This window comes from Burkholderia semiarida, assembly GCF_029268935.1.
Lineage (GTDB): Bacteria > Pseudomonadota > Gammaproteobacteria > Burkholderiales > Burkholderiaceae > Burkholderia > Burkholderia semiarida.
Map to the genome: position 1 here is coordinate 1,891,382 of NZ_JAHLCL010000008.1, position 20,464 is coordinate 1,911,845.

Genomic DNA, 20,464 nt, shown 5'->3' on the forward strand with positions numbered 1-20,464 from the left:
CGTCTGATTCAGGACAACACGGTCGACTCGCGCTGCGTCGCGAGCTGCATGATCTTTTCCTGCGTGGCGTCGGCCGCGCGCAATTCGCCGGTCACGCGGCCTTCGCACATCACGAGAATCCGGTGGCTCATGCGCAGCACCTCCGGCAACTCCGACGAGATCATCACGATCGCCTTGCCGTCGGCGGCCAGCGCGTCGAGCAGCTTGTAGATCTCGCTTTTCGCGCCGACGTCGATGCCGCGCGTCGGCTCGTCGAAGAACAGGATGTCGCAGTCGCGCAGCAGCCACTTCGCGATCACGATCTTCTGCTGGTTGCCGCCCGACAGCAGTCGCGCGGGCTGCGCGACCGACGGCGTGCGGATCGCGAGCCGCCGTACGTACGACTGCGCGGCGTCGCGCATCGCGCGCGCATCGAGGAACAGGCCGCGGCGCACGAAGCGGCGCATGCTCGACAGCGCGATGTTGTTCTGCACGTCCATCCCGACCGCGAGCCCGAAGTGCTTGCGATCCTCGGACAGGTAGCCGATGCCATATTTCACCGCATCGGCGGGCGTGCGGATCGTCACGGCCCGGCCGTGCACGCGGATCTCGCCCGCGTCCACCGGATCCGCGCCGAATACCGCACGCGCGACCTCGGTGCGGCCCGCGCCCATCAGCCCGGCGAAGCCGAGGATCTCGCCGCGCCGCAGCGTGAAGCCGACGTCGCGGATCGCGCGGCCGCGCGACAGCCCGCGCACCTCGAGCGCAATCTCGTTCGCGGACGTATCGGGCGGCGTGCGGCTTTCCGTATCGAGCTGGCGGCCGACCATCATCGAGATGATCGATTCCATCGACGTGCCCGCCATCGGCACGGTCGCGACATACTTGCCGTCGCGCATCACGGTCACGCGATCGGCGATCTGGCGCAGCTCGTCCATCTTGTGCGAGATGTACACGATGCCGACCCCGTTCGCGCGCAGGTCGCGGATGATGCGGAACAGTTCGGCGATCTCCGCGTTGTTCAGCGCGGCGGTCGGCTCGTCCATGATCAGCGCGCGCGAGTCGAACGACAGCGCCTTCGCGATCTCGACCATCTGCTGCTTCGCGACCGTCAGCCGGCCGACCGGCGTGCGCGGGTCGAGATCGAGCCGCATCCGCCGGAAGATCGCGGCCGCGTCGCGGTTGAGTTTCTCTTCGTCGACGAACACGCCGAAGCGGCCGCGCGGCTCGCGACCGATGAAGATGTTCTGCGCGACGCTCAGGTGATTCATCAGGTTCAGCTCCTGATGGATGATGCCGATGCCGAGCGCCTGGGCGGTGCGCGGATCGGCGATCTCCACCGGGCGGCCGTCCATCCGGATCTCGCCTTCGTCCTTCTGGTACACGCCCGCGAGAATCTTCATCAGCGTCGACTTGCCGGCGCCGTTCTCGCCCATCAGCGCATGCACTTCGCCCGCGCGCAGGTCGAAACGGCAATCGTCGAGCGCCTGCACGCCCGGAAAGCGCTTGCCGATGCCGGTCAGCGCGATCAGCGGCGGGGCGGTGTTCGGGTTCAGGTCGGGTTGCATCGCGCGCGGCCCTCAGCTGATCGCACGATCGAGATGCGTATAGCCGCCATCGACGAACAGCCACTGGCCCGTCGTGTGCGATGCGCGCTCCGACAGCAGGAACACGGCCGTGTCGGCAATTTCGTCGGCCGTCGTGAAGCGCCGGCCGAGCGGCACCTTGCCGGCAATCTCCGCGACCTTCGCTTGCGGGTCGTCGAAGCCGGCGATCCAGTTCTGGTAAAGCGGCGTCATCACTTCGGCCGGGATCACCGCGTTCACGCGCACGCCGTCGTCGCGCAACGCGACCGCCCATTCGCGCGTCAGCGCGAGCTGCGCGCCCTTCGACGCGCAATAGCCGCTCGTGTTGCCCTGCCCGGTCACGGCCGTCTTCGACGAGATGTTGACGATCGCGCCGCGCGCCGCCTTCAGGTGCGGCACGCAGTAATGCGCCATCACGTAGTAGTGGATCAGGTTGCGTTCGAGCGATGCGACGAACGCATCGCGCCCGGCGTCGAGACCGATGCTGTCGTTGATGCCCGCGTTGTTGACGAGCCCGTCGATGCGGCCGAAGCGCGCGATGGTTTGCGCGACGCCGTCGCGGCACTGCGCGTCGCCCTGCAGTTCGACCGTGACGCACGCGGCGCGCGGCTGTTTCCGCGTGAGTTCGCGCCAGAAGCCGTCGTCCGGTGCGTGGCGCGCGAACACCACCGGTATCGCGCCTTCGCCGACCAACCGCATCGAGATCGCGGCGCCGATGCCCGACGCGCCGCCGGTCACGATCACGACCTTGTCTTGCAGATTCAAATCCACTTCGCGTCTCCGTCGTTCATGTTGTCGCCGCGCACGGCGCGCGGGGTGCGCCCGACGCGCACAGCGCGCGCCGTCGTGCGTCGCCCGCGTCAGCCGCGGAACCGGTACTGCTCCAGCGATTCGGGCTTCATCTCGATCGAGAAACCGGGCGCGGTCGGCGGCATGTACGCCGCGTTGCGCACCACGCACGGCTCGACGAAATGCTCGTGCAGGTGATCGACGTACTCGGTCACGCGCCCTTCCTTCGTGCCGGAGATGCACACGTAATCGATCATCGACAGATGCTGCACGTATTCGCACAGCCCGACGCCGCCCGCATGCGGGCACACCGGCAGCCCGTATTTCGCGGCCATCAGCATCACCGCGAGAATCTCGTTCACGCCGCCGAGCCGGCACGCATCGATCTGCACGACGTCGATCGCGCCGCGCGCGATGAACTGCTTGAACAGCACGCGGTTCTGGCACATCTCGCCGGTCGCGACCTGCACCGGCGCGATCGCGTCGCGGATCTTGCGATGCCCTTCGACGTCGTCGGGGCTCGTCGGCTCCTCGATGAACCACGGCCGCGCGAACGCGAGCTCGCGCACCCAGTCGATCGCCGCGTCCACTTCCCACACCTGGTTCGCGTCGATCATCAGCTTGCGCTCGGGGCCGATCACCTCGCGCGCGATCGTCACGCGGCGAATGTCGTCCTCGAGGTTCGCGCCGACTTTCAGCTTCACGTAGTCGAAACCCTCGTCCACCGCCTCGCGGCACAGCCGGCGCAGCTTGTCGTCGCTGTAGCCGAGCCAGCCGGCCGACGTCGTGTAGCACGGGTAGCCGTCGCGCTCCAGCGCGGCGATCCGCGCGGCCTTGCCGGGCGCCTGCCGGCGCAGCAGGTCGAGCGCTTCGTCCGGGCGCAGGCAATCGGTCAGGTAGCGGAAGTCGATCGCCCGTACCAGCTCCTCGGGGCTCATGTCGGCGACGAGCCGCCACAGCGGCTTGCCGGCGGCCTTCGCCCACAAATCCCATACCGCATTGACGACGGCGCCCGTCGCCAGATGGATCGCACCCTTGTCGGGGCCGATCCAGCGCAACTGGCTATCCGACGTGACGTGCCGCCAGAAGCGGCCCATGTCCTCGCGAATCCAGTCGAGGTCGAGGCCGACGACGAGGTGACGCATCGCGTCGATCGCCGCGCAGCAGATTTCGTTGCCGCGGCCGATGGTGAACGTGAGCCCGTGACCCTCCAGCCCGTCGCGGTCGGTTTCGAGCACGACGTAGGCCGCCGAATAATCGGGGTCCGGATTCATCGCGTCGGACCCGTCGAGCTGGCGCGAGGTCGGAAAGCGCACGTCGAGGACGCGCATCGATCGAATGATAGGCATGACGAACCGTCCGTTAAAGGGAATCAGGCCTGCACGGTGCGCTGGCGTTGCTCGCCGAGCCCGTCGATGCCGAGCGTGATCACTTGTCCGGCACGCAGGTAGACGGGCGGCTTCTGCCCGAGGCCGACGCCCGGCGGCGTGCCGGTCGAGATCACGTCGCCCGGCTGCAGGCTCATGAAGCGGCTCAGGTAGCTGATCAGGTACGGCACGCGGAACACCATCGTCGCGGTCGTGCCGTTCTGGTAGCGGTGGCCGTCCACCTCGAGCCACAGCCGCAACGCGTGCGGATCGGGCACTTCGTCGGCCGTCACGAGCCACGGGCCGATGGGGCCGAACGTGTCGTTGCCCTTGCCCTTGTCCCACGTGCCGCCGCGCTCGAGCTGGTATTCGCGCTCCGACACGTCGTTGACGACGCAGTAGCCGGCGACGTGCGACAGCGCATCGGCTTCGTCGATATAGCGGCCGCCCTGGCCGATCACCACGCCGAGCTCGACTTCCCAGTCGGTTTTCTCCGAGCCGCGCGGGATCTCGACGTCGTCGTTCGGGCCCGAGATCGCGCTCGTCCACTTGCCGAACACGACGGGCTCCTTCGGCACCTCCATCCCCGATTCGGCCGCGTGATCCGAGTAGTTGAGCCCGATGCAGATGAACTTGCCGACGCGGCCGACGCACGCGCCGAGCCGCGGCGTGCCGTCGACGCGCGGCAGCGACGACGGGTCGAGATCGCGCAGCCGCGCGAGCGACGCGGGGGTCAGCGCGTCGCCGGCGATATCGTCGATCACGCCGGACAGGTCGCGAATGTGGCCCTGCGCATCCAGCAGGCCCGGCTTTTCGTGGTGTTTGTCGCCAAATCTCAGCAGTTTCATGTCGTTGTCTGAACGGAAAGTGAATGGGAAGGCGTGGTCGGGCAGACGCGGTCGGCTAGACGCGGTCGGCTAGACGCGGTCGGCCAGACGCGGTCGGCCAGACGCGGTCAGTTCGACCAGCCGCCGTCGATCAGGTGAATCGTGCCGGTGGTGAACGACGCTTCGTCGGACGCCAGATACAGCGCGAGCGCGGCCACTTCGTCCGCGGTGCCGATGCGGCCGATCGGCTGGCGCGCAACGAATGCCTGGCGTACCTCGTCGGCGGACACGTGGCGCGTGCGCGCCTGGTCGGCGATGCGCTGCTCGAGCGACGGCGATTCGATCGTGCCCGGGCAGATCGCGTTGCAGCGGATGCCGCGCTCGACGAAATCGGCGGCCACCGCCTTGGTCAGCCCGATCACGGCCGCCTTGGTGGTGCCGTACACGAAGCGGTTCGGCACGCCCTTCACGCTCGACGCGGCCGACGCCATGTTGACGATCGACGCGCCGCCGGCTTCGAGCATCGCGGGCAACAGCGCGCGGATCAGCCGGTACATCGACGTGACGTTCAGGTTCAGCGAGAACGCCCACGCGTCTTCGTCGCACTCGAGGATCGAGCCGTGGTGCACGTAGCCCGCGCAGTTGAACAGCACGTCGAACGCGCGTTCGCTCGCGGCGAGCGCGGTGATGTCGCTCGCGTCGGTGACGTCGAGCCGCCGCGTGACCAGCCGGCCGCCCGCACGCTCGGCGTCGGCCTCGAGCCGCACCAGCGCGGCTTCGTTGACGTCCGTCGCCAGCACGTCGGCGCCCTCGCTCGCGAACCGCAGCGCGGTCGCGCGGCCGATGCCCTGCCCGGCCGCCGTCACCAGCGCGCGTTTGCCCCGCAATCTCATGAGCATGTCTCCGAAAAAGCCGGCCGCCAGTCGGCCGATTGGCACAAAGGACTAAAGGTCCAACCAATCATAGGAAGGGACGGCGTGTTTGTCACGAACTTGGGATTCAGTATTTACCCAGGGCTGCTCAATCCGTCGGGCGCAAGAATTCGGCGGGCGAGCGGCGTTGAAGCACCACCCCGCGGTCCGCTCAAACCCAATACCAGCGGGCCTTCCAGCCGAACACCGGGCAACGCCCGGAGCGGCGGACAACGTAAACTGACAAAAAAGTCATGTTCGCGTCAGGGTGTCAACGGGTGGCGCACGTCATCATGGTGCTGCCGGACCGCGCTTCCGGTACATCGCCCCCCTGCCCGCGCCGGATCCCTGCGGGCACCTCCGTCCCCCGGCGATGTATCCCGTGACTGGGCGAGCAGACACGGCGCGCGGCCCGATTTTCCGCCCCGGACTTTCCGTCCGGGGCTTTTTGTTCATGGTTTTTCAAGAAAATAAGCGTGGATTGTTTCTAAATCGGCAAAAGGTAATTCGAGCCGGGCAGGATGTTTTTTCCGGTCACAGACGCTTACATTTAGCGCACCACTCATGGAAACCGCTACGGATTCGCCATCGGGTAGTGACATCCACTGCCACGGCCGAAACCGCACGAGCTTTAGGAAACGGCAAAATGAAGGCCTCCAAATCCCTGCCTGCGCTCGATCCCGCCGACGTCCACGTCGAAATTCTGGAACGTTCCGATACGCTGCTCGTCGTGCGCTGGGTCGAACCCGGCCGCTGTCACTACGGCGAACAACGCTGGCGCCGCCGCTTCGCGCAGCGCACCGGTACCTGCGCGCTGTCGCGCCAGGTCATCCACCGCGGCGACGAAGTGTTCCGCCCGGCCGAGCGCCCGGCCCCCGCGAACGCCGCCGCCATGATCTCCGCCGCCGAGGTGCTCGCGCTGGCCGGCAGCAGGTAACGCCTGCCGGCCGTGCGCCGGGCTGGCGGTGCCACGCCATATGCCAGCCCTAGAAGCGCCGGTCTAATTCTCCTGCTTGTCTGCGACGTCCGTCCGCACTATCGTTACATCACTCGATGTAACGATTACGTGTCGCGGCCGACCGGTCGCGCCGATGGAGGCAGACATGCATGCATGGAGCGCGCGCCACGTGCCGGCGCAAGGCGGCAAGGTCGCGGTCGTGACGGGCGCCAACAGCGGCCTCGGCTGGCAGCTCGCGGAAACGCTGGCCGCGAAAGGCGCGACGGTCGTGATGGGCTGCCGCGACGCCGCACGCGGCGCGCAGGCGGCCGACGCGATCCGCCGGCTTCATCCTCATGCACGCGTCGAAGTCGATCCGCTCGACCTCGCCGATCTCGCGTCGATCGCGCGCTTCGCGGCCGACGTCGGCGAACGCCACGGCCGCGTCGACATCCTGTGCAACAACGCCGGCGTGATGTTCCTGCCGCTGCGGCATACGCGCGACGGCTTCGAGATGCAGTTCGGCACCAACCACCTTGGCCATTTCGCGCTGACCGGCCATCTTCTGCCGGCGCTGGGCGCCGCGCGCCGGCCGCGCGTCGTCACGATGTCGAGCGGCTTCAACCGCGGCGGTCGGATTCGCGTGGACGACCTGCGCGCCGCGCAGCGCTACAACCGTTATCTCGCTTACTGCGACAGCAAGCTCGCGAACCTCGTGTTCGCGCTCGAGTTGCAGCGCCGCTTCGAACGCGCGGCGTTCGCCGGCATCAGCGTGGCCGCGCACCCCGGCTACGCGGCGACCAACCTGCAGTTCGCGGGCCCGGCGATGGACCGCTCGCCCGCCCGCGCCGCGCTGATGCGTGCCGCGAACCGTTATCTCGCCCAGCCGGCCGACCAGGGCGCGCTGCCGGCGATTCATGCGGCGACGTCGCCCGTTCTGGCCGGCGGCGCGTACATCGGTCCGTCCGGCTGGTTCGAATCGCGCGGGCTGCCGGCGCCGGCGAGCGTGCCGCGCGCGGCGCGCAATGCGGCCTCCGCGGCGTTGCTGTGGGAAGCATCGGAAGCCGCGACGGGTGTGCGCTTTCTCAGCGCCGACGCGCCCGCCGGACGCTCGCAGCGCCGGCCGTTCGACACGGCGGCCGAGGCACGCTGAACCGCGCACCGCCCGCCGCAACATTCTTCATACTTATTACGCCCACCGAAAAGAAAGCCCGTTGAAAGACTGATTCGACGCCGCACTGTTACCAGCCAGGAAACAATTTATCGTCAAAATCAGCGTTTACCCTGAACACGCCGGTGACTAAGATTTGATCAATCGCTCAAGACATGGTGTCGGGAGCGAACTCAATAAAACACCGGAGGTCACCATGAAATCGCTCGTTTCCGCAGTCGTTGCCGCTGCCGCCCTGTCCGCTTCGTTCGGCGCGTTTGCCCAAAGCACCGTGACGCGCGCTCAAGTGCGCAACGAACTCGTCCAGCTCGAACAAGCCGGCTACAAGCCGGGCGTGTCGAGCCCGTACTACCCGAACGACATCCAGAGCGCCGAAGCGCGCGTGCATGGCGCCGACACCAGCGGCTACGGCGCGCAACCGGCGCCGCTCGTCCACTCGGGCGCACCGGCTGCCGCTTCGTCGAACGCACGCGACTCGATCTTCTTCGGCCAGTAAGCCGAGGCGCCCCGGCGGGCGCCGCGCGTCGCGCGATGAAGTCACGCAGTCCTGACGAGCCCCGTTCGCGGGGCTCGTGTTCTTTGTGAAACGCATACCTCCGCCGCCCGGCAGCGGGTGGCTTCGCCCGGACGCCTCGCGTCCGGGTGCTTTTTCCCCGAAAAGGCGTGCGTGAATGCGCCGTGTGCGCGGGTCAGCGCACCGCGGCCGGCACCGACCGCGACAGCACCCGCCACCGCGACAGCAACTCGTCGCGATCGACGTAGCAGCCCTGCAAGTGCCGGCGGCCCGTCGACGGCTCGAACGCCGTGCGCGCATGCAGCACGCGCCGGTTGTCGAACGCCCACATGTCGCCCGCCCGCAGTCGGCGCTGCACGCGAAAGCGCGGTTCGCGCGCCAGCGCGAGGAACCGCCGGTACGCGCGATAGACGGCCGCCACCGAGCCGGCCGGCGCATCGAGCGGCCCGCGCAGGAAGTTCGCGACACGCACTTCCGTCACGTTGCCGCGCGCATCGCGCCCGATCACCGGCGCCGAACAGCGGTAGTCGCTGTTCTCGCTCTTGTTCCAGAACTCGAACGGCGTCGACGCGAGCCGCTCGAAATCGTCCGGATGTTCGCGCCGCAGCGCATCCGCGAGCGCGAAGCCGTCGAGGAAGATGCTGTCGCCGCCCGTCGCATCGTTCGCAAGGCAATGCAGGAACTGCACGCCCGGCTGCAATTCGCGCGTCGGCAGGTCGGTGTGCGGCGGCAGATTCAGCGACGTATACGCATTGCTGTCCGGGCGCGGCTTCGATTCGACGTCGAACAGCACGCCGAAATTGCTTTCGCGGATCAGGCCGACGCGGCGCGCGATCTCGTCCACGCGGCCGCGCTCGGCCGGCACGCCCTCGACGAGCGTGAGCCCCGTGCGCTGCAATGCGCCGAGCCATGCGAACAACGCGCGGTCGTCATCCATCACGTCGCGCCACGCGAACACACCGATCGCCGTTGCATCGTCGCCGGTCCATACGTGCCGCCCGTGCGCGGCCACGCGCTCCGCGCGCGACGCATCGTCGTACGCATGCGCACGCAACCATCCCGGCGACCACGCGCTGCGGTGCCCGTCGTTCCATTCCACATGCAGCGCGCCGTCGGTTTCGACGTGCACGGTGAGCGCGGACAGATCGTCGCGCGCATCGGCGATCTCGAACACCTGTTCGCGCGTGATCGCATGCACGCACGCCGAACACGCGCAGTTGTCGCGCAGCCAGTCGAAATGAAATGGCGATCGTCGCGCGTCGCTCCACTCGACGTGCACCGCGCCATCGCCGATCGTCGCCGACGCGATGGCCGCGTCGGCCGAAAACGTCCGCCAGTCCTCGATACGGTGTTGCGCTGCTGCCTGCATCGTTGCCTCCCGGAAAACGCCCGCTACGCGTATGGTGCGAGCAAGAACCCGCCGACCGTCCGGTGCATCCGTGCGGCCTGCGGGCTCGTCCCGAGCGCGCGCCAGCAGCCGTGCACCAGCCCCTCTCCCATCCAGTAGTGCGCGACGCCGCCGGCCGCGCGAATCCGCTCGACGTACACGCGCGCATCGTCGCGCAGCGGATCATGCTCCGCGCCGATCGCCAGCACCGGCGGCAGCCCGTCGAAGCGAGTGGCTTCGAGCGGCACCGACGCACGCAGCAGCGGATCGCCGTCGCGCAGCACGTCGCGAAGGCTGCCGCTCCAGTACAGCTCACGATAGCGGTGCACGTCGTCGAGCGTCAGCATCGGCGCGTGCGCTTCGGCTTCGCGCGCGGGCGATTGCGGTTCGAAGCCGAGCATCGGATAGACGAGCGCGATGCCGTCCACGCCGCTTTCGCCCGCATCGCGCAGCGCGGTCGCCACCGCCGCCGCGAGCATCCCGCCCGCGCTGTCGCCCGCGAGCGTCAGCGGATGCACGCAGCGCCCGAACGGCCAGCGTGCATCGCGTGCGGCACGCGTGACGGCCAGGCAATCTTCAAGCGCGGCCGGCGCACGGTGTTCGGGCGCCAGCCGATAGTCGACCGCGATCACGTCGAGGCCGGTATCGGCCGCCAGTTGCGCGGTGATCAACGCATGGCTGTCGAGCGAGCCGACGACGAAACCGCCGCCATGAAAAAACAGCACCGTGCCGCGCGGCGCGCCGTGCACGCACGTATAGCGCCGCAGCGCGATCGTGCGGCCGTCCGGCGCGTGCCACTCGGCGTTCTGCTGCACGATGCCGGCGGGCAGCGCGGCCGGCGTCCATTCGGCCGCGAAGCGGTCGTAGAGGCGGCGCTGCTCGCCGGGCGGGCGCGCCGCCGCATCGGCCGGATACCACGCGTCGACGGCCGCGACGAACGCCGCGATTTCCGGTTCGAGCATCGTGTGCGCTCCGCGGTGGAAGTGGAAGGTCGAAGATCGAACGGTGAAGCACGCCGCTAGCGGCGCGGCGGCAGCGCAATCACACGGCCGGCGTAAGCGGGCGCCGCGCGATCGCGCTGCAATGCATGCAGTTCAGCCACGCGCGCGGCCACGTCGTCGTCGAACGGCGCGGACTTCGCGCCGTCGCGCGTATCGACGTGCAGCAGCATCTGCTCGCTCGCCGATACCGCGTCGTCATGCCCTTGCGCGAACAGTTCGAGATACAGGTGCAGCCGCTTCGCGTCGTGCGCGAGCACGCGCGCATCGACGCGCACCGGCGTGCCTTCCTTGATCTCGTGCAGGTAGTTCACGTGCGCTTCGAGCGTGTAGACCGAGCGGCCCCGCGTGCGACGCGCGGCGTCGTCGAGGCCGATGCGATCCAGCAACGCATCGGTCGCGAAGCTGAAGATCAGCAGGTAGAACGCATCGCGCAGGTGGCCGTTGTAGTCGACCCATTCGGGCCGCACCACGTCGCGGTAAATCGTCAGCGGGGTATCGCCCGTCATCGCCAGTCCTTTATTCCTCGAATCGCATCCCGTGCCGCGCCTTCACCGCGGCGATCGCCTTCAGCACCTCGGTGATGCACTCGTCGCGATAGCGTTCGAGTTCCTTGATGCTGCGCGTGCCCTGCTGCTCGGTCGTGCCTTCGACGACGCTGTCGATCAGCGCGTCGGTGAGCTTGGGCGCGACCAGCTTCGTCCATGGCAGTTCGAGCGCGGGGCCGAACTGCTGCATGAAGTGTCGCATGCCCGCGTCGCCGCCGGCGAGCGTATAGGTCAGGAACGTGCCCATGAACGACCAGCGGATGCCCGCGCCGAAACGGATCGCGTCGTCGATCTCGCCGGTCGTCGCGACGCCTTCGTTGACGAGATGCAGCGCCTCGCGCCACAACGCTTCGAGCAAACGATCCGCGATGAAGCCCGGCACTTCCTTGCGCACGTGCAGCGGCCGCATGCCGAGCTTGCGGTAGATCTCCATCGCGGCTTCGACCGCTTCCGGCGACGTGCGCGCGCCGCCGAGCACCTCGACGAGCGGCAGCAGGTAGACCGGATTGAACGGGTGGCCGACCACGCAGCGCTCCGGATGCGTCGCACGCGCATAGAAGTCGGTCGGCAGCAGCCCCGACGTCGACGACGCGATGATCGCGTCCGGCTTCGCCGCGCGGCTGATCTGCTCGTGCAGTTCGAGCTTCAGCGCCTCGCGCTCGGGCGCGCTTTCCTGGATGAAATCGGCATCGGCGACGCACGCTTCGATCGTCGACACGAACCGCAGCCGCGCCGGATCGGCGCCCGGCGCGAGGCCGACGCGCTCGAGCGCGGGCCACGCGTTCGCGACGTTCGCGCGCAGCCGTGCTTCGGCGCCGGGCGCCGGGTCCCACACGACCACGTCGAGACCGTGCGCGAGCGCACGGCAAATCCATCCGCTGCCGATGACGCCGGTGCCGATCGCGGCGAACGTCTTGATGTCGGTCTTCACAGCCATGTCAACGCATCCTTCGAATCAGGGGAAATCGATGGCGGCCGCGCGTGGACGCACGCCGCCGTGTCATGCCGGTCAGTGGGTGAAAAAGCTCACGCGAATTCGGCGATCGCGCGGCGTTCGAGCGGACGCTCGCCGCGCGCCGGCAAGCCGAGCTTGCGGCGGCCTTCGGCCGGCGTCAGCACGCGGCCGCCGAGCCGTTCGATGATTTCGCGCGCGCGCTCGACGAGCGTGCCGTTGGTCGCATGCACGCCGCGGTCGAGCCAGATGTTGTCTTCGAGTCCCACGCGTACGTGACCGCCGAGCAGCATCGCCTGCGCGACCATCGGCATCTGCATGCGGCCGATTCCGAAGCCGGCCCAGTGCGCGCCCGGCGGCAGGTTGTCGACCATCGCCTTCATCGTGCCGGTGTCGGCCGGCGCGCCCCACGGAATGCCGAGGCACAACTGGAACAGCGGCGGATCGTCGAGCAGCCCTTCCTTCAGCAACTGCTTCGCGAACCACAGATGGCCCGTATCGAAGATTTCCAGCTCCGGCTTCACGCCGAGCTCCTGGATGCGCTTCGCGCCGGCGCGCAACTGCGCGGGCGTCGATACGTAGATGTAATCGCCGTCGCCGAAATTCAGCGTGCCGCAGTCGAGCGTGCAGATCTCGGGCAACAGTTCCTCGACGTGCGCGAGACGCGTGAGGCCGCCGACGAGATCGGTGCCCTTGCCGAAGCGCATCGGGTCCTCGCCGGGGCCGATCTCGAGATCGCCGCCCATGCCAGCTGTCAGGTTGATGATCACGTCGACGTCGGCCGAGCGGATGCGGTCGACCACCTCGCGATACAGGTTCGGGTCGCGGCTGCCGCGCCCCGTTAGCGGATCGCGCACGTGGCAGTGGGCGACCGTCGCGCCGGCCTTCGCGGCTTCGATCGCGGCGGCCGCGATCTCCTTCGGCGTGACGGGAATGGCCGGATGCTTGCCGACCGTATCGCCCGCGCCGGTGACGGCGCAGGTGATGATGACTTCGTGATTCATGCTGGATGCCTCGCTTGATTCGGGTTGTGTCGCATTGCGGGTAGCGCGCGGGCGCCGGCCATCACAGGCCGAGATACGCCTTCACGGCTGGCAGGCCGTCCTTGCCGTCGAACGTCTTGACGCCCGCGAGCCACGGATCGAGCACCTGCGGGTTCTTCTTCAGGTACGCCTTCGCGGCCTCGGCCGGCTTGGTCTTGTTCATCACCGACTGCATCAGCTGGTTCTCGAGCTGCGTCGAGAAGCGCAGGTTCATCACGAGCTTGCCCGCGTTCGGGCAGCGCGCGATGAAGTCGGGCGCGGTGAGCGTGTACACGCGCGCCTCGCCGTAGTTCGGCCCGAACGCCGCGTCGCCGCCCGACAGGTAGTTCATGCTGAGCTGGATGTTCATCGGGTGCGGCTCCCAGCCGAGGAACACGACCCACTTCTTCTCGCGAATCGCGCGCTCGACCGTCACGAGCATCCCGGCCTCGCTCGATTCGACGAGCTTGAAGCCGCCGAGCCCGTACTGGTTCGTGTCGATCATCTTCTGGATCGTCGCGTTCGCGCTGCTGCCCGGCTCGATCCCGTAGATCTTGCCGTCGAGTTCCGCGCGGTGTTTCGCGATGTCGTCGAAGGTCTTCAGGCCGGCCTGGTACACGTAGCTCGGCACCGCGAGCGTCGCCTTCGCGCCGGACAGGTTCGGCGGCTCGACGACGTTGATCGATTTGCTGTCGAGGAACGGTTGCAACTGCTTCTGTTGCACGGGCCACCAATAGCCGAGCGACACGTCGAGCTGCTTGCTCTTGAGGCCGGCGAACGAGATCGGCACCGATGCGATCGTCGTGGTCGGCTTGTAGCCGAGCGCCTCGAACACGGTCGACGCGAGCGCGGTGGTCGACGTGATGTCGGTCCAGCCGATATCCGCGAAACGCACGGTGCGGCAGGTGGCGGCCTCCGTCTCGGCCAGCGCGGCCTGCGTGAACGCGCCCGTCGCCAGCACGGCCGCGGCAAGCGCGGCGATCTTCGTCGACTTCATGGTTCGATTCCTCCCGGTTGGTCTCGCGGCAGCCGGTGCGCGAAGTGTGCGCCGGCCTGCATCGTGGGAGTAAAAGTAACGAGCCATATTCGCCGCGAGAAGACCGGCGGCGACCTGTTCTTGCCTGTTTGCGACTATGAGTGGAAACCACTAGGTTTCGTCCGAGGCTTGACAGACGGGGGTTTGGGGTTTTTATGGAGATCCGCCGGATTGCCCGGATGCGGCGCACACCTTTCGATTCCGTCACGGTGTTGCTGACGGATTTCCGACGCGTTGCCGGATGCCGTGGGCCGGCCCTATGCTGGCAGTCGCCGGGCGTTCGCGCGCGGCTCGCCCCGTTGCCGTGCCGCACCGGGCCCGGACGTCGCGCGTCGCCGGAACGAATGCAGACGGACACGGCCGCCCGTCGCGACGTCAGTCTTCGATCTTTCCGCCAAGGAACACCATGATGCTTGCCGCTTTCTTCGTCGTCGCCCTTGTCGCCCTCATCGCGCCCATGTACCGCGGCGTGATGCGCGGCGCGGATGCGAAACTTCGCGCGCGATTCGATGAGGAGGCCCCGCGCGGCGATGCGGCACGCCAGTTGATGCGCGACGCGGGATACAACGTCTGATCGGCATACCTGGCATCGCGCGGCATTCGGCGAGCGCGATCCGCGTCGCCGGCGCGGCGTGCGTCATCGTCGGGGGGGGGCTGATCCGCGCGTGACGGCCGCGCTTGCGTTCCCGATACGCCGGAAACGCACGCATTCGCCGCGACGCTCACGCGTAGTTCATCATCACCGACTTGCTTTCCGTGTACTGATCGATCACCGCGCGGCCGAGCTCGCGGCCGAAGCCCGACTGCTTCATCCCGCCGAACGGCAACGCGTTGTCGAGCAGCGAGTGGCAGTTGACCCACACGGTGCCGGCCGCAATACGCGGAATCAGCTTGTGGATCGCTGCAAGATCGTTCGACCAGATGCTCGCGCCGAGGCCATACGGGGTGTCGTTCGCGAGCCGTACGGCCGTGTCGACGTCGTCGAACGGCATCGCGACGAGCACCGGCCCGAAAATCTCCTCGCGCACCACGCGCATCGCATGCGTCGTATCGACCAGCACCGTCGGTTCGACGAAGAAGCCGGGGCCGTCGATCGCGCGGCCGCCCGCCGCCGCGCGCGCACCGTCGCCAAACCCCGAGTCGATGTAACCGCATACGCGCTCACGCTGCTTCGCCGACACGAGCGGGCCGACCTGCGTGGCCGGGTCCATCCCCGGGCCGATCTTCAGGCTCGCGGCGATCTTCGCGACGCGCTCGATCACGCCGTCGAACACCTTCGCGTGGATGTACGCGCGCGACCCGGCCGTGCACACCTGCCCCTGATTGAAGAAGATCGCGTTCGCGACGCCCAGCGCGGCCTTGTCGAGATCGACGTCGGGCAGCACGATCACCGGCGACTTGCCGCCGAGTTCCAGCGACATCCGCGTCATGTTGTCGAGCGCCGCGTGGCCGATCGTCTTGCCCGTCTGCGTCGATCCGGTGAACGCGATCTTGTCGATGCGCGGATCGCGCGACAGCGCCGCGCCGGCCGTGTGACCGTAGCCGGTGACGATATTGACGACGCCGTCCGGGACTCCGGCCGCCTGGATCAGCTCGCCCAGCCGCAATGCGCTCAGCGGCGTGTCCTCGGCGGGCTTCAGCACGACGGTGCAGCCGGTCGCCAGCGCCGGCGCGATTTTCCATGCGGCCATCAGCAGCGGGAAATTCCACGGAATGATCGCGCCGACCACGCCGACGGGCTCCTTGCGCGTATAGGCGAAGATCTCGCTGTCCGGCAGGTACGGCATGCCGGCATCGATCACGCTGCCTTCGATCTTCGTCGCCCAGCCGGCCATGTAGCGGAAGCATTGCGCGGCCATCGCGACGTCGAGCCCCTGCGCGACCATCACCGGCTTGCCGTTGTCGAGCGATTCGATCTCGGCAAGCTCGCGCGCGTGGGTTTCGATCAGGTCGGCGAGCGCGAGCATCAGGCGCTCGCGGTCGGTGGTCTTCGCGCTGCGCCACGGGCCCGCATCGAAGGCGCGGCGCGCGGCAGCGACCGCCTGCTGCACGTCGCGCTCGTCGGCTTCGGGCACCCGTGCGATCACGGTGCCGTCGGCCGGATTCACCACATCGAGTTCGCGGCCCGACATGGCATCGCACCATTCGGCGCCGATCAGCATCTTCTTCGGCTTCGCGAGAAACGCGCGCGTTGCGTCGAGCAGCGCAAAGGTTTGGTTCGTCTCCATGTTCACGTTTCCTTGAATCGTTGAATGAGTCGGTCAATAGCGATCCGTGACGCCGTCGATCCCGCGCGCCTGCAACGCGCGAACGAGGCCGGCGCGCACGGTCGCGACGTCGGACAATGCGGGACGGCGGTGCGCGGCGACTTCGGCGGCCGTATACGGCTTGAAGTCGCGCGGCAGCGCATCGCGGTTCATCGTCGTCAGCACCCAGTTGAGCACGTCGGCCAGTTCCCGATCCGACAGCGCCGAGTTCGACGCGCCGGGCACGCGCATCACGTACTCGCGCCCGGCCGGCAGGTGCGTGAAATAGCCGAGCGAATTCGCGAGCGGCGGCACCTTGCCGGGAATGCCGCCACCCGTGGCCGTGTGGCAACCCATGCAGTTGAGCACCCAGTGCTGCCGCGCGAGCGCGGCATCGGCCGCGCCGTCGGCCCGTGCGGGCGTCGCGAACGCGCAAGCCGCCGCGCCCGCCAGCAGCAGCCAGGACGACAGGCGATGCGACATGCCGCCGAGCCGCGACGCCAACGCGCACCGCCTGCCGCGTGCCGGCGCGCGAACGCCGTTCACAGGCCGAGCCCCTTGATCACCGCCGCGCGCTGCGCATGCACGGCCGCGCCGTCCATCGGCTTCGCGCGCGCCGCGCGGATATCGGCGGCCGTGAACGGTTTCGCGTCGCCGTGCTGCGCGTTGAGGTCGAACACGACGTAGTTGAGCACGTGCGCGATGTCGTCGTCGCTCGCGCTCGCGAACGACGGCATCTTGAAGTTGTAGCGCTTGCCATGCACGTCGATCTCGCCAAACATCCCGTGCAGCAGCGTCGCGATCAGTTGCGCTCGCCCCGCTTCCGCCGCCGCGTATTTGCCCGGATACTCGGTCAGCGGCGGCGCGAGGCCGTCCTGCCCTTTCCCGCCCGCCTGGTGACACACCACGCACTGTGCGTCGAACAGGCTTTTCCCGGCCGGGTAATGGACGGTTGCCTGTGCGCCCGCCGCGGCGGGCCACGCGAAGGCCGCCACGGCTGCCATGCACGCCACGACGATCTTTCCTGCCTGCGTCATTTTCATTGTTTTGCCGCTCCCAGCAGAACCGAAACCGAACAGTGGTAATTCGAATTACCGTTCGCCATGCACCAGTTGATGTCGTTGTTCAGCGACAGCTTGTACAGCGGCTTCTCGCGCTCGTTGCGGTTGCAGAAGCATTTGCCGCACGAGGTCTTGCCGCAGCAGTCGTTGTACGACACGATGTAGTCCGAACCGTCGTGCGGATTGCGGCAGGTGCCGATCCACGTGATCGGCGAAGGCGTCGTGCCCGGTGGACAACTGCTCGACGTGCCGCCGCAGCAGCTGCAGAGCCAGCCGTCGATCGCGCAGTATTTCCAGTAGTCGCAGCTCGTCGGGTCGTCGCTCGCGCCCGCCGCGGCGGCACCGGATGCGCCTGACGCCCCCGACACCGCCTCGGCCGCATACGCGGTACGGTCGACGGGCAGCAGCGGCAAAAGCGCCGACCCCACCAGCACCTTGCCGAGCTTCGCCATCGCGCCGCGCCGCGAGCTGTGCTGCGCGACGCCGCGCGCCGACCGCTCGAACCATGAATCAAACACGCCCATGTCGTCGTTCTCCAGTGACGTTGAAAAAGGTTCGGCCGGTCATGCGTGCCGCGCGTGCGCGTCGTGGGCATCGTGGCCGCGATCGCCGTGCACGAACTGCTGCAACGACGCGACGCCGCGCTCCTTCGCCTCGAACAGGCTCTCGAGATGCTCGCGCGTGTTGACGAGCCCCTTCGCGCGCACGGTGCCCGTTTCGTCGAGCAGTACCGCATACGGCAGCTTGCCGATCTGATAAGCGAGGCCGAGCTCCCGCGACAGCACGTACGGGAAGCGCCCGAGGTCGTGCTTTCCCGCGAAGCGCGTGTGTTCGTCGGCATCGCCGTCGCTCGCGAGCACGATGTTCACCGGCGTCGCCTCGCTGGCCTGCAGCGACGGCAGCAGCGGCAGCAGCTTCTTGCAGACCGGGCACGTCGGCGACAGGAAGAACAGCAGCGTGGCCTTGCCCGCTGCATCGATGCCGCCGACCTTCACGTGCGACCCGCGGATGTCGGCCAGTTCGAACGTCGGCGCGATCGTGCCGACCGCCGGCCCCTTGTCGATCATCAGCGCGCCGGCCGGCATGATGCGTTCGTACAGGATGCCGATCTGGCGCACCAGCGCGAGGCAGATCGCGCCGAGCGCGAGGACGGCCACCCACAACAGGGCGGTGGAAACGGTGAGAGCGGTTTGCATCATGAATTCCTCAGATGAGAAAGGCGCGGGACGTTGGCGAGCAGCACGTCGACGGTGAGCAGCGCGCAGACGATCAGCAGCACGGAGAAGAACAGCGTCAGGTAGTCGAGCCACACGATGGCGCGCACGCCCGGCTCGACGAAGGCGGTCGCCGCCAGCGCGACGAGCAGCAGCACGCGGCCGACATGCAGCCAGCCGATGCCGCGCGGTGCGTCCGCACGCGCGGCCGTGAAGCCGGAACAGCCGCAGTCGATGTCGGTGCGGCCGCGCAGCAGATTGATCGCGAGCCCGGCGGCAAACGCCGCGAGCAGCGCGATCAGGCCGCTCGCGCCGGCCGCGCGTGTGTCGGGAAACAGCAGCGCCACGGCGGCGACCACTTCCGCGAGCGGAATCGCGAATGCGACGGGCGCGGTCAGCGCATCGGGCAGCAGCCGGTAGCCGGCAAGCGCCTGGCGGAACGCGGCGGGCCGGCGCATCTTCGCGAAGGCGCCGAGCAGCACGACGGCGGCCGCGCCGGCCTGCGCGCCGGTGGCGAGTACGGGATCGAGTGTCATCGCGGCCTCACGGGTTGACGAGCAGCGACGACGTATTGCCGACCTGCTTCTCGACGTGCCGCAGCGCGCCGGTGCGCGCGTCCATCACGACGAGGTCGGAGGTCGCCGTCAGCCCGTAGAAGAGCGGCTTGTCGTCTTCGCTGACCTGAATCGACACGAGCGGCTCGACCTTCATCTGCGCGAGATCCCAGCGCGCGACGCGCTGTTTGGTCTTCAGGTCGTATACCCACACCTGCGTGCCGGGATCCTTGTGCGAACCGTCGGCGCCCTTGTGCATCAGCACGTAGTAACGGTGCTGCTTCGCGTGCACGGCCGTCTGCTGCAGGCCGCCCGGGCGCCAGCCCGCGGCGCGCTCGGCGTCCGTCAGCAGCGGCCACGGCTTGCCGAACGCCGGCTTGTCGCCGCTGAAATCGGCGCTACGCACGTTGCCGCCGTAGGTGGTGAACAGATAGCCGCCGTCGTACCGCGACGCGTTCACGAACGCCGGATCCCTGTCGACGTCGATGAACGCGTCCGACATCGTGCGCTTCGCCTCCTTGCCGTTCGCGTCGAGCGTGACGGTCAGCGCCTTGCCGCTTTCGCACAGCGCGGTGAAGCGGTCGTTACCCGACGGATAGGCGAGCACGCACGCGGCCATGTCGATCTCCGACAGCACCTGCTTCGAGACGGCGTCGATCACCGTCACGGACGCGGCCGGCGTGATGTTCGCGACGTACAGCCGCTTGCCGTCCGCGCTGAACGCGGTGTTGTACGGCGACGGCACGTGTTGCGCGTGCTTCGCCGGAATCACGATCTCGCCCGCGTGATCGAGCGTCGTGTTGTCGATCATCTCGACGACGTCGGTGCGCGTGCCGTGCGAGCCGCGCGAGAAGTAAGTCGTCGCGACGAAGCTCGTCTTGCGGTCCGGCGAGATCGCGAAACCGGGGGCGAAGCCGCCGTCGATCTGGCCGAGCAGCTTCTTCGCATCGGCGTCGTACACGTGGATGCGCCCGTCGGTCATCGACGGCATCGAGATGTCGACGACATAGACCTCGTGCGGATGCCACGGCGGCATCTTCCGCACGGCCAGCTCTTCGGGTTTTTCCGTCGCGTTCGCGCTGCCGGCCCATGCCGCCGCCAATGCCAGCGTCGCCGCGAGCGCCGCGGTTCGTCGCCTTGTCCTCATGCCGCCTCCAGTGGGGAATTCACGTTGTGTGAGGCGACTGTAGTTCGACAATAAATGCGTCCAGCACCCGGACCGGCAACGCGTACGTGCCGATTCGGGATATCGGAAATGTGCGTGAAAGCCTCGCGGCGGCATGCGTTGCGCCCCTCTGAAGCACGCGCACGGAATAGCGCTGGCCCGTATTGCGTCGACCGCCCGGTCGGTTTAATCTTGCGCGG

Annotated in this window: 22 protein-coding genes; 4 read left to right on the forward strand and 18 right to left on the reverse strand. The window is 68.0% G+C overall.

Annotation, left to right across the window (positions count from 1 at the left end; all coding sequences use genetic code 11):
• Positions 1-8: 8 nt before the first annotated feature.
• From KPB06_RS31600 to KPB06_RS31620, 5 genes are all read right to left on the reverse strand, one after another.
• On the reverse strand, positions 9-1,547 hold the full coding sequence (locus KPB06_RS31600; RefSeq protein WP_059584414.1) for a sugar ABC transporter ATP-binding protein: 1,539 nt from the start codon (positions 1,545-1,547) through the stop codon (positions 9-11).
• A 12-nt stretch (positions 1,548-1,559) separates the two neighbouring features.
• Complete coding sequence (locus KPB06_RS31605) at positions 1,560-2,336, reverse strand: SDR family oxidoreductase (RefSeq protein WP_124862815.1); 777 nt, start codon at positions 2,334-2,336, stop codon at positions 1,560-1,562.
• Between the two features lie 89 nt (positions 2,337-2,425).
• Positions 2,426-3,703, reverse strand: coding sequence for an L-fuconate dehydratase (locus KPB06_RS31610; RefSeq protein ID WP_124657672.1), 1,278 nt, complete (start codon positions 3,701-3,703; stop codon positions 2,426-2,428).
• 23 nt (positions 3,704-3,726) lie between these two features.
• The gene (locus KPB06_RS31615; protein ID WP_226232790.1) at positions 3,727-4,569 is read right to left on the reverse strand and encodes an ureidoglycolate lyase; all 843 of its coding nucleotides are present in this window, start codon (positions 4,567-4,569) and stop codon (positions 3,727-3,729) included.
• Positions 4,570-4,676: 107 nt separating this feature from the next.
• The gene (locus KPB06_RS31620; RefSeq protein WP_275905725.1) at positions 4,677-5,441 is read right to left on the reverse strand and encodes an SDR family oxidoreductase; all 765 of its coding nucleotides are present in this window, start codon (positions 5,439-5,441) and stop codon (positions 4,677-4,679) included.
• 664 nt (positions 5,442-6,105) lie between these two features.
• Between KPB06_RS31620 and KPB06_RS31625 the strand changes: the two genes are divergently transcribed.
• The 3 genes from KPB06_RS31625 to KPB06_RS31635 all read left to right on the forward strand — a co-directional run bounded on the left by KPB06_RS31625 (position 6,106) and on the right by KPB06_RS31635 (position 8,063).
• A complete protein-coding gene (locus KPB06_RS31625) occupies positions 6,106-6,396 on the forward strand; it encodes a DUF3331 domain-containing protein (protein WP_006484717.1) in 291 nt (96 codons plus the stop codon).
• A 166-nt stretch (positions 6,397-6,562) separates the two neighbouring features.
• A complete protein-coding gene (locus KPB06_RS31630) occupies positions 6,563-7,549 on the forward strand; it encodes an oxidoreductase (RefSeq protein ID WP_275905724.1) in 987 nt (328 codons plus the stop codon).
• A gap of 214 nt (positions 7,550-7,763) precedes the next feature.
• A complete protein-coding gene (locus KPB06_RS31635; RefSeq protein ID WP_050012329.1) occupies positions 7,764-8,063 on the forward strand; it encodes a DUF4148 domain-containing protein in 300 nt (99 codons plus the stop codon).
• Between the two features lie 193 nt (positions 8,064-8,256).
• Here KPB06_RS31635 and KPB06_RS31640 read toward each other — a convergent pair whose 3' ends face one another.
• From KPB06_RS31640 to KPB06_RS31665, 6 genes are all read right to left on the reverse strand, one after another.
• Positions 8,257-9,450 (reverse strand): TauD/TfdA family dioxygenase, encoded by a 1,194-nt coding sequence (locus KPB06_RS31640; protein ID WP_275905723.1) that lies wholly within the window; start codon positions 9,448-9,450, stop codon positions 8,257-8,259.
• A 23-nt stretch (positions 9,451-9,473) separates the two neighbouring features.
• Entirely contained in the window at positions 9,474-10,430 is a 957-nt protein-coding gene (locus tag KPB06_RS31645; RefSeq protein WP_059584407.1) for an alpha/beta hydrolase, read from the reverse strand.
• A 56-nt stretch (positions 10,431-10,486) separates the two neighbouring features.
• Positions 10,487-10,975 carry a thioesterase family protein gene (locus tag KPB06_RS31650; RefSeq protein ID WP_059584405.1) on the reverse strand — a complete coding sequence of 163 codons (489 nt, stop codon included), beginning with the start codon at positions 10,973-10,975 and terminating at the stop codon, positions 10,487-10,489.
• 10 nt (positions 10,976-10,985) lie between these two features.
• On the reverse strand, positions 10,986-11,951 hold the full coding sequence (locus KPB06_RS31655; RefSeq protein ID WP_124862803.1) for an L-carnitine dehydrogenase: 966 nt from the start codon (positions 11,949-11,951) through the stop codon (positions 10,986-10,988).
• 89 nt (positions 11,952-12,040) lie between these two features.
• Entirely contained in the window at positions 12,041-12,970 is a 930-nt protein-coding gene (gene cdhC / locus KPB06_RS31660) for a 3-dehydrocarnitine:acetyl-CoA trimethylamine transferase CdhC (protein ID WP_059584402.1), read from the reverse strand.
• A gap of 61 nt (positions 12,971-13,031) precedes the next feature.
• Entirely contained in the window at positions 13,032-13,985 is a 954-nt protein-coding gene (locus KPB06_RS31665; RefSeq protein WP_060011927.1) for a choline ABC transporter substrate-binding protein, read from the reverse strand.
• 445 nt (positions 13,986-14,430) lie between these two features.
• Here KPB06_RS31665 and KPB06_RS31670 point away from each other — a divergent pair, with 445 nt between their 5' ends.
• Positions 14,431-14,598, forward strand: a complete 168-nt coding sequence (locus tag KPB06_RS31670) for a hypothetical protein (protein WP_155644555.1) — start codon at positions 14,431-14,433, stop codon at positions 14,596-14,598.
• A gap of 148 nt (positions 14,599-14,746) precedes the next feature.
• Here the strand turns inward: KPB06_RS31670 and KPB06_RS31675 are convergent, their stop codons facing one another.
• Genes KPB06_RS31675 through KPB06_RS31705 form a run of 7 tightly spaced genes read right to left on the reverse strand, consistent with a single transcriptional unit; the run spans position 14,747 to position 20,246 of the window.
• Entirely contained in the window at positions 14,747-16,252 is a 1,506-nt protein-coding gene (locus KPB06_RS31675) for an aldehyde dehydrogenase family protein (protein WP_275905722.1), read from the reverse strand.
• Between the two features lie 33 nt (positions 16,253-16,285).
• Entirely contained in the window at positions 16,286-16,753 is a 468-nt protein-coding gene (locus tag KPB06_RS31680; protein WP_226094018.1) for a c-type cytochrome, read from the reverse strand.
• A 59-nt stretch (positions 16,754-16,812) separates the two neighbouring features.
• The gene (locus KPB06_RS31685) at positions 16,813-17,313 is read right to left on the reverse strand and encodes a c-type cytochrome (RefSeq protein ID WP_275905721.1); all 501 of its coding nucleotides are present in this window, start codon (positions 17,311-17,313) and stop codon (positions 16,813-16,815) included.
• Positions 17,310-17,855, reverse strand: coding sequence for a methylamine dehydrogenase light chain (locus KPB06_RS31690; protein ID WP_059643247.1), 546 nt, complete (start codon positions 17,853-17,855; stop codon positions 17,310-17,312). Before KPB06_RS31690 ends, KPB06_RS31685 begins: the two co-directional genes overlap by 4 nt.
• Positions 17,856-17,894: 39 nt before the next feature.
• Positions 17,895-18,530: a methylamine dehydrogenase accessory protein MauD gene (gene mauD, locus KPB06_RS31695; RefSeq protein ID WP_275905720.1), complete on the reverse strand. Its 636-nt coding sequence runs from the start codon at positions 18,528-18,530 to the stop codon at positions 17,895-17,897.
• Positions 18,527-19,081, reverse strand: a complete 555-nt coding sequence (locus KPB06_RS31700) for a MauE/DoxX family redox-associated membrane protein (protein WP_059584391.1) — start codon at positions 19,079-19,081, stop codon at positions 18,527-18,529. Before KPB06_RS31700 ends, mauD begins: the two co-directional genes overlap by 4 nt.
• Before the next feature lie 7 nt (positions 19,082-19,088).
• Entirely contained in the window at positions 19,089-20,246 is a 1,158-nt protein-coding gene (locus tag KPB06_RS31705) for an amine dehydrogenase large subunit (protein ID WP_059584390.1), read from the reverse strand.
• Positions 20,247-20,464 lie beyond the last annotated feature (218 nt).